The organism is Pyxidicoccus caerfyrddinensis (assembly GCF_010894405.1).
GTDB lineage: Bacteria > Myxococcota > Myxococcia > Myxococcales > Myxococcaceae > Myxococcus > Myxococcus caerfyrddinensis.
The window spans coordinates 290,160-303,851 of the sequence record NZ_JAAIYA010000005.1; the positions used below are offsets into that span (position 1 = coordinate 290,160).

Consider the following 13,692-nt stretch of genomic DNA (forward strand, 5'->3'; position numbering starts at 1 on the left):
CGGACGGCATGTTGCTTCTGGACCCCACGCAGCGGGATGTCGTCTTCCGACGCATCCAGAGCCAGACCGGTGGCCAGGCGCTCGTACTCATTGGCGCCTGGATGGGCAATGACGTGCGGGACAGGCTCACCGTCATGCCCACGAACAAGGAGCAGATCGAGGAGTTGCTCCGGTTCTGTGAGAAGGACGGCCTGAGCGGGCCGGACCCGCTGCTGCTCAAGCTGCTGGACCGGCCGGAGCTGCGCCTCTACCCGGAGGTGGCGGCCGTCCTGACGGACCTGCGGAAGAAGAAGGCCGACATCACCCAGGCGGACCCCTATGGGCAGTGCCTGCTCATGCGCAAGCCCTTCATCAACCGGTGGAACTTCCGGCAGGTGCTCCAGGACTTCGTCGCGCGCAACCCCACGCGGCGGCTGCTCGTGGTCAACGGACGCCCGAAGTCCGGCAAGTCGTACTCCAAGCTGTACGTCACCCACCTCAAGGGCGCGTGCTCGGGCTTCGCGCCGGTGTGGTTCTCCGCCGTGGGAGGACAGCCGGAGAGCTACACGCCGGACGAGGTGGCTCGCGGCATCGTGTCCGTGGTGGACGGCAACATGGCCCAGATGCCCGCGCAGCACAGCTCGGACAACCGCAGGGCACATGAGCTGGCCACCTGGGTCATCAACGAGCTGGGCCGCCGCTCCACGGCCTTCTGCCTCTTCCTGGATGGGCTCCGGAACACGCCCCGGGAGACGCACGCATTCATCTACTTCCTGGCGGACGCCCTGACGTCGAACCTCCACCACGTCGACGGGCGCCTCGTGCTCATCGACTACGACCAGGAGTTGCTCGCGGACCTGCCCTACGGCTTCGACGAGGAGACGCTGGACCCCATCCAGAAACCGGACGTGGAGAAGTTCTTCCTTCGCGTCCACCCGGACCCCTCACCGGAGAATGTCGACAAGGCCGTGGCGAAGGTCTTCTCGAAGCTCACGGTGACGCCCGCCGACGAGCAGTGGCAGTCCGCCGTGGCGAAGGCGGTCCTGGAGGTGACGCGTGAGCTCTAGGCCCCTGCTGCCGCAACAAGAAGTGGAGCGTCGGCGCGCGATGCTCCAGGCGCTCCAGGAAGAGGACGAGGAGGAGGTTGCTCCAGCGCGGTGGCGCTACCGGAAGACGGCGTGCGTGCTCGCCAGCTTCGACCCGGCGACCCTGCGGCCCATGGGACGCGAGCAGAGTTGGGGCGGCGCGCTCACGTCGTTGAGAGGCGAGCCGGAAAAGGGCGGCGCGCTTCGGTGGTTGATGGACGACTGCGAGGTCGTCGGGGGAAGGGGTGGCCCGCATCTCTGGATGTTGAAGGAGCCCGTGCGGCGAGAGGCCATCGAGCGGCTGGGAACGCTCGAGGCCTTGAGAAACGCACTGTGGCGCAGCCCTCACGAGGGGGAAACGGACCCACTCCAGCGAATCATCACCTTCTACCTGGAGGAGGAGGAGCTGCCAGGAATGCCGTCGGACATGCTTGCCCATCCAGGGCAGGAGGACTCCATTGGCGAGGAGGGCGGGGACGTCTTCGAGACAGGGGACGAACACGCGAGCCATCCACACACTCCGTACCCCGCCGGGGAAGTGGACTACCTGAACCGTGCGCTCCAAGTGGTCCGGTGGTTCGGTGCTGTCGTCGAGGGTCCCAAGCGCGCGGCCAGGAAGGAGAAGGAGCTGTCTCAGCAACTGGCTCGGGCGCGCCTGCTGGCGCCCTTCCGGAAGCTGGCGGGACCCACCTTCCGGGGCCGCAAGGACGAACTGGAGAAGCTGCGCGTCCACGTGGGCGTGCTCGACACCTCCGTGACGCAGACGTTGTCGACCTACGCACGCCGGGTCCTGAACATGGGAGATGGAACCTCCCTGCTCATCCATGGGCCCGGAGGCATGGGCAAGTCGGCGCTGCTCGCCCGGTTCATGCTGGAGCACAGCGGCGCGGTCCCCTTCGCCTATCTCGACTTCGACACCCCCCAGGTCAGCCTCGACAAGCCCGCGACGCTGCTGCTGGAGGCGAGCCGCCAGCTCGCGTTGCAGTACCCGGACTCGCAAGAGCCGCTCGCGGCCTTCGAAGCCCGGTGCCGCCATGCGCTGGGGGAGGAGCGTCGGCGCAGGGCGGGCGGCCGTCGGCCCGGCCATGCACGCTTCTTCCCGGGGAGTGCCCGTGAACTCTGGATGCCCCTGGCGGAGGAGTTCGGGACGCTGCTGATGACGCAGGTGCTGAACCGCTGGGCGGAGCAGGGCGGGCCCTTCCTCCTGCTGCTCGACACCTTCGAGGAGGTCCAGTACCGGAGCGGGGACCTGGTGCGGGACCTGGAGCTCCTGCTCGGGGCTCTTCGTGCCACCTATCCCCAACTGCGGGTCGTCCTGTCTGGCCGTGCGCCGGAGCCCCGGCTGAAGGCCACGGAGCTGGTCCTCAAGGAGCTGGATGAGGCCTCCGCTCTGTCGCTGCTCGCGGCGAGCGGCGTGGGAGGTGAGGACCTGCGCCGTGGGCTCTACGCCCAGGTGGGAGGCAACCCGCTCAGCCTGAAGCTGGCGGCGGAGGTGGCGCGCAGGGAGGGCGCCGAGGCGGAGGGGCTGCGCAACCTGAAGACGCGCCGGTTCCTCTTCTTCGCCGCGCGCGAGGCCGTGGTCCAGGGGCAGCTCTACCGGCGCGTGCTGGAGCACGTGCATGACCCCACCGTGCGCAAGCTCGCGCACCCGGGGCTCATCGTCCGCCGCCTCACGCCCGAGGTCATCCAGGAGGTGCTCGCCGAGCCATGCGGGCTCGGCGAGCTTGCGTTCGAACAGGCCCAGGCGCTGTTCGAGCAGCTCCAGCGGGAGGTATCGCTCGTCTCCCTGGGGCCCGACGGCGCGCTGTATCACCGGCCGGACGTGCGGCGGGTGATGCTGGAGCCGCTGCGCGTGGACCAGCCCGCGAAGGTCGCCGCCATCCATGAGGCGGCGGTCCGCTACTACGCGCAACAGTCCGACGTCGTGAGCCGCGCCGAGGAGCTGTACCACCGCATGGCGAGTGGCCAGTCCCGGGAGGAGATAGACCCCCGGTGGATGCCGGGCGTGGAGCCGTATCTGCGCTCCTCGCTGGAGGAGCTGCCCGCCGAGGTGCAGGCCTACGCATGCTCCTTCCTGGGCGTGGACCTGCCGAAGAAGGTCTGGGAGCAGGCCCAGCTCGTGGACTGGGAGAGGTTTGTGGTCCGCCGGCTCAGGGACCTGTTGCTCAAGGGTGAGCCACAGTGGGCGCTCGAGGTCCTGCGAGAGCGGCGGGAGCGGACTCCGGGCAGCGTGCTCTATGCCATCGAGGCGCGCGTGCTCATCCTGCTTGAACGGAGAGACGAGGCGGAGCGGTTCGTCGAGGAGGGGCTCGACAGTGTGGGCTGGGGCGGGGATTCCGTGGTCGTGTTGAAGCTGTTGCTGCTGAAGGCACTGCTGGTCTCGGCACGCGGGGAACTGGCCGAAGCGCAACGAATCCTGGATGACGCGGATCGGTTCGCGGCGGAGCGGGTCTGCGAGTCAGCGCGCGTCCTGCCCCTGATGGCCGGCGTGCAGCTCTGGCGGGTGCGTGCCCACGGCGCTCCGCCCCATCTGAGTGTGGCGAAGACGCTGGCGAGCCTGCTGTTGCGGCTGCCTTCGGATGACCTGCACAAGGCGCCTCGGCTCTACCTGCGCGCGCTGGACCTGCTGCGCGAGGTCGTGCTGATGCAGCCTGGTGAGTCGCTCAATGCACTACGTCCGCTGATGGCTGAGCTCGAGACCTGGCGACGCACCATGAGCATGGTGCGTGACTTCTGGGATGTCCCTGAACCGGTACCGGTGGTGGCTGCCTCGCCGAGGGCGCCCCGCGTCCTGGCTACTTCTTCACCGGCGGAGCGCGGCGCTGCCATCGCGGAGCCGCTGGCGCGACTGCTGTCTCAGGACGTGATGGCACATCCGTACTGGGATGCATTCCAGTGGGGAGCACCTCCCACCCTCAAGCCACCCCAGGGCATGAGCTTCGGCCCGCTGGGTTTCCTGCTGGAGCTGATGTCCTGAGGAGGACCTGACATGACGACCATCAAGCTCCTCACCGATGAGCAGCTCGACGCGCTGATGCAGGAGGCCATCAAGGCCAACCTGGCGAACCCGGCGTCACTCCAGGCGCTCCTGAGCGGGATGAATCCGTACTTCGTCGGGACGATTCCCTACGTGCCGCACCCCATCGCCCAGCTCAAGCTCACGCTGGACCGGCTCAACACCACGCCGGAGCTGACGGACGGCAGCGTGCCCATGGTCTCATGGCTGCGCAACGCCGCGACCTTCGCCGGCCCGATGCCCTCGGCGAAGACCTTCACCAACACCCTCGCGGCCATCACCAGCCACGTCCCCGCCGGCCCCGTCATCGCACGCGAGCAGCTTCCCGAGCGGAAGGAGCGCATCGTCCATGAGAACGACATGCTGCCCTTCGGCTTCCTCCTCGGAGGACAGAACGCGGGCCGCTGCGTCGCCCGGGCCCTCGTGCCCCGCTTCGACTCGGGGACGAAGCGCGCGCTGACCAACGGCGACCCGTATCTGTTCATGGGCACCGCGTGGCTGGTGACGTCCGACCTCGCGCTCACCAACCACCACGTCGTCAACGCGCGGGTGCTGGGAGAGGCGGATGCGTCGCGCTCGGACCTGGACCTCCAGGCCGGCGGGACGGTGCTCGAGTTCGACTACGACCACACCAGCGCGCCCGTGGACGAGGCGAAGGTGACGAAGCTGGAGGCCGTGGACAAGGCGCTGGACTTCGCGCTGCTGCGGCTCGCGGCGCCGCAGGCGGCCCGGCGATTCCTCCCGCTGAACACGGAGCCCGTGGCGAAGCACGCCCCCGTCAACATCATCCAGCACCCGCGTGGCCGGCCGAAGATGATTGCCTGCCGCAACAACCTCGTCACCCACGTTGGCACCACCGAGCTGCGCTACTTCACCGATACCGAGCAGGGCTCCTCGGGCTCACCGGTGTTCGATGACGCGTGGCGCGTCGTCGCCCTCCACCGTGCCTCGGTGGACGTGGATGACGTGGAGTACCAGGGGCGCAAGACGGCCTGGGTCAACGTGGGCACGCCCATTGGCGCCATCCTCGCGCACCTCCGGGCGAACCCGAGCTACGCCGCGCTCTGGGAGGAGATTCGCCAGGTGCAGGGCCTCTCGGCCTGACGCGGGAAGCGGATTGGGGCCCGCTCGGGCCGGGGCCGGCGGTGGCGGAAGGAACGTTCATTCCGCCAGTGAGCCGCGCGTCCCCGACTGAGGCAGGACGTGGATGGGGCGGCCTCGGCCGAGGCGGGCGGTAGCGGAAGGAACGTTCATTCCGCCAGTGAGCCGCTCATCCCAGCCTGTGTCAGGCGCGGGTGGCGTCCCCTCGGCCGGGGCCGATGGGGGCGGAAGGAACGTTCATTCCATCCGGCATCCGCCCGTCTTGGCCTGGGTCAGAACGCGGGTGGGGCGGCCCGGTCCGAGGCGGGCGGTAGCGGAAGGAACGTTCATTCCACCTGGCATCCGCTCGAAGGAGGCAGCGTCTTTCCGCGTTTTGAATGAGTTCCCGTCGGGCCTGCCTCGTGAGCGCTCCGCCGGGGGCGTGGAGTTCGCGTGACGCAGCGCTCGCGTCCCTCAGCTGGACCGACCGTCCACCGCCAACGTCGCCGCCGGGGCCCACGTTCCTGGCCCTCGGGGACCTCGGGATAGGATGACCCCGATGACCTCGAACTCACGGGATACCCAGGAAACGGAGCAGGGCCACGCGGACGCGGGTGGCTACGGCACCGGCCACCCCGACACAGGCGGACAGGCCGGCGCGGGCCGCTCGGACGACGGTCATCCCCCAGCCGTGGGCCAGGGCACGGGCAGACAGTCCGGCGCGGACCGCTCGGAGGACAGTCATTCCCCGGCGGCGGGTTACGGCACGGGCGGCCGCGATGATGGCTCGCACACGGAGGGAGGCACGCCGCTGCACCACACGCGCGTGGGCCGCTACGTGCTCCTGTCGCGCCTGGGCCGTGGCGGCATGGGCGAGGTTTTCGAGGCGTTCGACCCCGAGCTCCGCCGCACCGTGGCCATCAAGGTGCTCCACGAGCGCCAGCTCCCCGGCGAGTCTCGCGACACGCGCGCGCTGCGGCTGATGCGCGAGGCGCAGTCCATGGCCCGCCTCTCCCATCCCAACGTGCTCACCGTGCACGACGTGGGCACGCATGACGGACGCGTCTTCCTCGCCATGGCGAAGGTGGACGGCGGCAACCTGCGCCAGTGGCTGAAGAAGGGCCCGCGCCCCTTCCGGCAGGTGCTGCCCATCTGTCTGTCCATGGGCCGCGGGCTCGCCGCCGCGCATGCGGCCGGGCTCGTGCACCGCGACTTCAAGCCGGACAACGTCCTCCTCGGGACCGAGGGCGGCGTCTGGGTGACGGACTTCGGCATCGCCCGCGAGAGCGACGCCTCCGAGGAGCCCACCGTCCCCGTGCCGCACGCGCTGCCGCCCGGCGAGGACGCGCCCCTCACCGCCACGGGTGCCATGGTGGGCACGCCCGCGTACATGGCCCCGGAGCAGTACGCGGGTCGGCCCGCGGACGCGCGCTCGGACCAGTTCAGCTACTGCGTCTCCGTGTACGAGGCGCTCGCCGGAAAGCGCCCCTTCGAGGAGGGCACGCTGCGTCGCATGGCCGTCACGCTGCTCGACACCGCGCGCGCGAAGGAGGGCGCCATCGTCGCCGAGCGTCCCGACCTCGCACCTCCCGCGCACCCCAACGTGCCCGGCTGGGTGCACCGCCTCCTGGTGCGCGGCCTCTCCGTGTCGCCCGAGGCGCGCTTCCCCTCCATGGACGCGCTGCTGGATGCACTGTCCAAGGACCCATCCGCCGCGCGTCGCAAGTGGCTGGGCGGCGCGGCGGCGGTGCTCGGCGGCGTGGCGCTGGCCGCGGGCGTCGCGGTGACGGTGTCGAAGCCACAGGCGCAGCCGTGCGTCGGCGCACCCGAGTTGTTCGCCCACGTGTGGAGCGCCTCGCAGCGGGCCGCCGTGGAGAAGGCCTTTACCGGCAGCGGCGCACCGGGAGCGGACGGGGCCTTCACGCAGGTGGCGAAGGCGCTGGATGCGTACGGCACGCAGTGGAGCACCATGCACCAGCAGGCGTGCGAGGCCACGCGCGTCAGCGGCGCGCAGCCCGAGGCGCACCTCGCGCTGCGCATGGCGTGCCTGGACCGCCGCCTGCGCGCCGTGGACGCACTCACCGCGGAGCTCACGCGCGCGGACGCGGACCTGGTGAAGCGCAGCACGGAGGCGGTGGACGCGCTGCGGAGCGTGTCCGGCTGCGCCAACGTGGAGGCACTCGCTGCCCCGGTGCCGCTCGCGGAGGACCCGGCCCTGCGCGCGAAGGTGGACGCTGTGCGCGGCGACCTCGCGAAGGCGCAGGCGCTGCTGGACTCGGGGCGCTACCAGCCGGCGCTCCCGGCCGCGAAGGCCGCCTCGGACTCGGCGCGTGCGCTTGGCTACCGCCCGCTGGAGGCCGAGGCCCTCCACGTCCTCGGCTGGGCGCACCAACGGCTGAGCCACACCGACGACTCCATGACCGCGTGGACGGACGCCATGGCCGCCGCCACCGCCGGCCGCCACGACGAGGTCGCCGTGCAGGTGGCCACGGACCTGGTGGGTGGCCTCAGCAGCGAGCGCGATTGGTTCTCCGAGGCACACCTGTGGGCCCGTCTGGCCCACTCGCTGCTGGAGCGCATGGGCGGCTCGCCCGAGCTGGAGGGCAAGCTGGCCAGCCACGAGGGCATCCTCGCCTTCCGCGAGGACAACTATGAGCTGGCGGTGACGCACTACACGCGCGCGCTGGCGCTGCGCGAGCGCGTGCTCGGCCCCACCCACGTGGACACCGCCAAGGTGCTCAACAACCTGGGCATGGCCCGCGTGCGGCAGGCCCGCTACGACGAGGCGATGCCGCTCTACCAGCGCGCGCTCGCCATCACCGAGGAGCGGCTGGGCCCGCAGCACCCGCTGCTGGCCTCCACGCTCGCCAACCTGGGCATCGTCGCGAAGGAGCAGGGCCGCTACAAAGAGGCCCTCCAGTGGATGGAGCGCTCGTACGCGCTGCGGCGGGACACGCTCGGCCCGGACAACCGGCAGACGCTGCTGATGCTCAATGACCTCGCCACCATCCACGAGCTGACGGGTGAGCCGGACAAGGCCCTGGCGCTCCATGGCCAGGCGCTGGAGGGAATGCGCCGCGTCTTCGGCCCTGAGAGCCTGGAGTCCATCGAGGCACTGCGTGCGCTCGCCGACGCGGAGGAGCGTCTGGAGCGCGAGGACGCGGCGCTGGCGCACTACCAGGAAGGGCTGGCCCTCCAGCGCAAGGTGCTCTCGCCGGAGGACCTGGCGCTGCACACGATGGAGGAGGACGTGGGGCGCCTGCTGCTCCTTCACCGCAAGCGTCCCCGCGAGGCACTGCCGATGCTGACCGCCGCGCTCGCGCGCAAGGTGCGCACGCTGGGCGCGGAGCACGCCGCCACCGTCCACCCGCGCACGGGCCTGGGCCTGACGCTGCTGGCGCTGAACAAGCCCGACCGTGCGCTGAAGGAACTGGAGGAGGCCGCGCGCGTGCTGGCCCCGCTGGGGTGGAGCGACGCGGAGTCCTCGTGGCTGCGCTTCGCGCTCGCGCAGGCGCTGTGGAAGGTGAAGCCGGCGGAGCGTCCCCGCGCCATGACGCTGGCCCAGCAGGCCGTGGAGGGCTACACGCAGCTCGGCCAGTACGCCCGGAGGGATTTGGACGAGGCCCGCCGCTGGGTGGCGTCGCACGAAGTCTCGAAGCGGTAGGCTTCGGCGGGATGGACCTCTTCGACAATCGCGCCTGGCTCCGCAAGTCGCGTCGGCGCGTGCTCTGGCCGTTGTCCCTGTCCATCTATCGCTCCTGGGCGAAGGACGTCGTGGCGCTGTCGGCGCTGCGGGACGAGAAAGACTTCGAGCTGCTCGATGTGCTGTTCTCGTTCCGCCGGTACGCGCGTGTGCTCGCCCTCATCGAAGGCGCGGGCCCCGGGCTCTCCGCGCGGGAGCTGGCGGTACGACGCGCCGTGTGTCTCTGCCACCTCGGACGAGACCTCGAGGCCCGCCGCGTCCTCGTCGACGCCTGGAACCGGAGCGAGGACCCGCTGCTCGCCTTCGAGACGTCCTGGCTGTCGAAGCTGCGAGGCTGGGAGCCGGTGGTGCTGCCACCGTCGGACGCCTTCGACTGGCTGCTCGCGGCGAGGTTCGACGTCCGGCCGGCACCGCTGGACGCGGCCCGTGCCACGCGGTGGGCGGAGTCCAACTGGCTCTTCGAGGAGGACCGCAAGCAGGCGCCGGTGCCGGACGTCGACGTGGGCCCGCGCTACCTTCCCTATGAGCCACCGGTGGCGCTGTGGACGGCGGTGCTCGCGGTCCGGAGTGGAAGCCCGGTGCGAGACACCGTGGAGGACGCGCTGGGAATCTCCACCCGCGAGTGGCCGGAGCTGTGGAACGTCCTCACCCTGGACCCGCTCTTCCAGCCCTTCGTGGCCCCACCGCGCCCCACGCTGCCGGTGCTGCCAGCGGAGCTGTCCGAGCGCATGCAGCTCTGGAACATCATGGAGGTCTCACCCGAGCCGGGTGACAGCGGCGTCGCCCTCCCGCTGGGCGCGTACTGCCCCGAGCCGTACGAGTTCGACAGCGACCCGCTCTTCATCCTGCATGACCCGGTCGGCCGCGTCCGCCTCTTCGATGCGCGGAAGCACGAGCCTCCCTTCCGCATCGAGGTGTCCCAGTACGGGGACCGCGTCGCCGGCCGCTACGACAAGGACGTGCTCGGGACCCTGCGCACGCTGGCCCCGCACAGCGGAGACGTGTGGTTCTTCCTGCGCGACATCAACTGTGAATACGCGGATGAGCTCTACCTGCGCGGCGGGCGATACGGTTTCCGCCGCTGGTCGCTTGCTGGCGTGGAGTCCGACCCATACCGGCCCTTCATCGACCAGGTCCACGCGCTGCTCCGCCAACTGGCCTCACGTCCGGAGGCGCGGTTCCAGTCGGCGGAGCTCCAGCGTTTCCTCCGTCACTTCTCGTCGAGCGCTCCGTAGCGCACCACGCGGAAGCGCGCACCCTGGGCCTCGCGGATGCGGGCGGCGAGCACATCGTGCAGCTCGGGCGTCCAGGTGCTCCAGCGCTCGAAGAACTTCGCCGTGGCCGCCTTGTCGCCCGTGTGCTGGAGCGTGATGACCTCCTTCAGCAGCGAGCCGACGGTGTCCAGGTACTTGTCGTACTGGATGGTGAGGCGCGCCGTCTTCGGGTCCGCGCGAATCAGGCCGTGCTCCAGGAACCAGTTGAACTGCACCAGCTGCATGCGCTGGTAGGGCTGGTCCTCGCGCGGGCGCACGTTCTGCAGCGTGCGGCGGATGCCGGAGGCCTGCACGGCGCGCAGGCTGGCGGCGTCCAGCGCGCCGCTCTTCTGGAAGGAGTGCAGCGCGAAGAGGCTGACCAGGTCCGCCTTCATCTCCTCCATGGCGTCCGCGTAGTCCTCCAGCGCCACGTCGAGCGTGCGGCCCTTCGCGTCGCGGTCCGGGCCCAGGTAGTGCCCCACCTCGTGCCAGAGCGTGCGCTGGAAGTTTCCCTCGGAGGTGAGGTCCTTCGCGTGCGCGTCCGCCGTCGCGGTGCGCCAGATGCGCTCGTCCGCGGCGAAGAGGTCCGGGTTCTTCATGATGTTCTCACGCAGCAGGATGGTGCGGCCGTAGCGGCGCGAGTACAGCGGGTCATTGGGCAGAATCGTCGCGGTGTTGGTGCCGCGCGCCTGGCCGAAGTCCGCCACCACCTCGTACACGCCCACCGGGATGTCCTCGCGGATGCGCTTCTTCGCGGGGTACGGCAGCGCATCCTCCACGCCTTGCAGGCCATTCATCCGCTTGCGCAGCTCCGTCGTCGCCTGCTCGTTCAGCAGCAGCACGGACACGCTGTGGAAGGCCTTGACGCCGTAGAGCGCGTCGTCGTACGTCTCGTACGGGCCGAGCTGCACGTTGAGGTGCTTGAAGCGCCCCGTCACCCACGCCGCGTCGCCGCTCTCGTAGTCATTGCTGAGGAAGTCGCGCGCGCGGTTTCGCAGGTAGCGCGCCAGCTCCGCGTCGCTCGCGTCCAGCCGCCCCGCCGCTCGCATGAGCAGCCCGTAGACCTTCACCAAATCAGGCCCGTAGGCCACCGAGTACGGCACCGCGTACAGGCTCTTCGCGTCCGGCCGCTTCGCGCGGGCTTGGAGGCTCTCACGCAGCCCGGGCTGCAGCGTGTCCAGCATGGGGTACGTCTGGAGCACCTTCAGGTCCTGGCGCAGGTTGTCCGCGGTGGCCCGGCGCACCACGGTGAGCTCGTCCATCAGTGTGTCGCGCTGTTCGGGGTGCGCGGCGAGGAAAGCGTCCACCTCCGCGCGCGTGGCGTCCGGCGGGTAGACGTTGCGCGCGGGCACCTGTGGGTCCACGGGCAGGAAGGGCTCGCGCGCGTTGGTCAGCGTGCTGGCGATGGGGCCCTGGTACAGGCGGTAGAGCGTGAGCAGGTCCTGCGTGCGCTTCGGGCTGCCCAGCTTCTTGTCCAGGGACTGGAGGCGCGCAAACGACGCGAGCGCCTGGTGATGGCGCGAGGCCTCGTAGATGCCCTGCAGCAGCTGACCGACCTCGAGCAGGTCCTTCACCGCTGCCTGTTCGTCAGGGGTGAGACGCGAGAGGTCGGGAGCGAGCCGGACCTCCTCCGTCTTGGCGAGAATCTCCGCCACCTTCTCCTCGGGCCAGTAACCCGGGGGCAGGGTGGGGGAGGCGGGCTGCGCGGCGGGGGCCGCGAGGGCCGTGAGGGCCGTGAGGGCCAGCGTTACTGCGTGGGGAAGTCGCATGGCGCGCAAGACTGCCACGGGCCCTCGGGTATTCCCCACGGCATCGGCCCCGATTCCTTTCAGCGAGTCCACCGTCCGGTGGGGGATGGCGGGGCCTTCCTTCCCGCGTCGTCCCTCATGCCCACCACCAGCACGCGGCGGCCACAAGCAGCACGAGGCCGCCCAGGGCCACCCACCGCAGCATGGGCTGCTGGCGGGGTGGTGGGGTCAGCAGACGCGTGGACTGCTGCGCTTCGTCCTCGGGGACCTCGGGCATCGACGCCGACAGGCGCGTGGGCCGCGAGTGAAGCGAGGCGGAGGGTGCGCGCGTGGGGACGGAGAAGATGGAGTGCTCGGCCTCGGTGGGGGCGGAGGGTGCGCGCGTGGGGACGGAGAACACGGCGTCCTCAGGCGTTGGCGGGCGCGTGGGCGGTGAGGACGGCGAGTGTTCGGGCGGAGGTGTCGGCCGGCGAGGCGAGCGGGCCACCGGGGCGGAGGCGGGCGTCGGCTTGCGCGGAGCGGCTTCGGGCAGCGGCGTCGGCCTGCGTGCTTCCGCTTCGGGCGCGGCAATCGGCCTGCGTGCTTCCGCTTCGGGCGCGGACGTCGGCCTGCGTGCTTCCGCTTCGGGCGCGGGCGTCGGCTTGCGTGGAGCGCCTTCGGGCGTCGGCGTTGGCTTGCGTGCTTCTGCTCCAGGCGCGGGCATCGGCTTGCGCGGAGCCGCTTCGGGCATTGGCGTCGGCCTGCGTGCTGCTGCTCCAGGCGCGGGCGTGGGACCGCGGGGCACGGCGCTCTCCGCCTTCGGCCCCAGCAGGCGCTGAGGCTTCGTGGCGGACAGGTCCTCCAACTCCACCTCGGTCGCCTGCTCGGCCGGTGCGAGCCGTGCCCGGTTCCGGGGCGGTGCATCCAACAGCCGCGAGGAGAACAGCGGCGACTCCTGCCGCCCCGCGAGCACCGCGCGCAGCTCCTTCGCCACCTCCGCGCAGGAGCTGGGCCGCGCCTTTCGCTCCTTGGCGAGCATCCGCGCCACCAGCGTCACCAACGGGGCAGGCGCGTCCTGCCGGAACTGCTCCAGCGGCGGAGGCGCGTCGTACAGCACTGCCTCCATCACCGAGCGCGCCCGGTGCGTGGGCAGCGGGCGCTTGCCGGCCACCAATTCGAAGAGGCACACCCCCAGCGAGTACACGTCACTGCGCGCATCCAGCGTCTCGTCGCGGAGCTGCTCCGGCGACATGTACCCCAGCTTGCCCATGATGACGCCGGACGTGGTCTGCGTGCCGTCCGCCGTCTTCACGATGCCGAAGTCCGCGAGCTTCACCTCGCCCGAGTACGACACCAGCAGGTTGTCCAGCGACACGTCGCGGTGGACCAGCTCCATCCACTTCCCCGTGCGCGGCTCGGAGAACGCGTGCACGTACGCGAGCCCGTCACACGCTTGCGCCACCGCGTGCAACACGGGCGCGAGCGGCAGCGGCTCGGGGCGGCTGGCGGCCAGGACTCCGGCGAGGCTGGAGCCCGGCACGTACTCCATGGCCAGATAGACCTGGTCGTCGATGACGCCCGTGTCGAGCACCCGGACGACGTTGGGGTGCTGCAGGTCCGCGGCCACCTCCGCCTCGCGCAGCAGGCGCCGGCGGAAGCGCGCGTCCGCCGCCAGCTCGGCGTTGATGCGCTTGACGACGACGGGGCCTTCCAGGTCCTCGCGCTCCGCGAGCGACACGCGTCCCATGCCTCCCGCGCCCAGCTCGCGGAGGATTCGGTACGGTCCGAAGCGCTCGATGCTCCCCATTCGTCGCGGAGGCTATCCCCGGAGCCCGCCACGGGTCTCCCC

7 protein-coding genes are annotated in these 13,692 nt (G+C 70.6%); 5 read left to right on the forward strand and 2 right to left on the reverse strand.

Annotated elements, in window-relative coordinates:
* The first annotated feature begins 8 nt into the window (after window positions 1–8).
* The 5 genes from G4D86_RS14020 (at window position 9) to G4D86_RS14040 (ending at window position 10,098) form a co-directional block, all read left to right on the forward strand.
* A complete protein-coding gene (locus G4D86_RS14020; RefSeq protein WP_163993662.1) occupies window positions 9–1,046 on the forward strand; it encodes a hypothetical protein in 1,038 nt (345 codons plus the stop codon).
* The gene (locus tag G4D86_RS14025; protein WP_163993663.1) at window positions 1,036–4,041 is read left to right on the forward strand and encodes an ATP-binding protein; all 3,006 of its coding nucleotides are present in this window, start codon (window positions 1,036–1,038) and stop codon (window positions 4,039–4,041) included. Before G4D86_RS14020 ends, G4D86_RS14025 begins: the two co-directional genes overlap by 11 nt.
* Window positions 4,042–4,053: 12 nt before the next feature.
* The gene (locus G4D86_RS14030) at window positions 4,054–5,184 is read left to right on the forward strand and encodes a trypsin-like peptidase domain-containing protein (RefSeq protein WP_163993665.1); all 1,131 of its coding nucleotides are present in this window, start codon (window positions 4,054–4,056) and stop codon (window positions 5,182–5,184) included.
* A 535-nt stretch (window positions 5,185–5,719) separates the two neighbouring features.
* Window positions 5,720–8,824, forward strand: a complete 3,105-nt coding sequence (locus G4D86_RS14035; RefSeq protein ID WP_163993667.1) for a serine/threonine-protein kinase — start codon at window positions 5,720–5,722, stop codon at window positions 8,822–8,824.
* Between the two features lie 11 nt (window positions 8,825–8,835).
* Window positions 8,836–10,098 carry a hypothetical protein gene (locus tag G4D86_RS14040; RefSeq protein ID WP_163993669.1) on the forward strand — a complete coding sequence of 421 codons (1,263 nt, stop codon included), beginning with the start codon at window positions 8,836–8,838 and terminating at the stop codon, window positions 10,096–10,098.
* Here G4D86_RS14040 and G4D86_RS14045 read toward each other — a convergent pair.
* Both G4D86_RS14045 and G4D86_RS53790 read right to left on the reverse strand, forming a co-directional pair.
* Window positions 10,074–11,885 carry an NUDIX hydrolase gene (locus G4D86_RS14045; RefSeq protein WP_205519570.1) on the reverse strand — a complete coding sequence of 604 codons (1,812 nt, stop codon included), beginning with the start codon at window positions 11,883–11,885 and terminating at the stop codon, window positions 10,074–10,076. The genes G4D86_RS14040 and G4D86_RS14045 overlap by 25 nt on opposite strands.
* A 115-nt stretch (window positions 11,886–12,000) precedes the next feature.
* On the reverse strand, window positions 12,001–13,650 hold the full coding sequence (locus tag G4D86_RS53790) for a serine/threonine-protein kinase (protein ID WP_163993673.1): 1,650 nt from the start codon (window positions 13,648–13,650) through the stop codon (window positions 12,001–12,003).
* Between the last annotated feature and the right edge of the window lie 42 nt (window positions 13,651–13,692).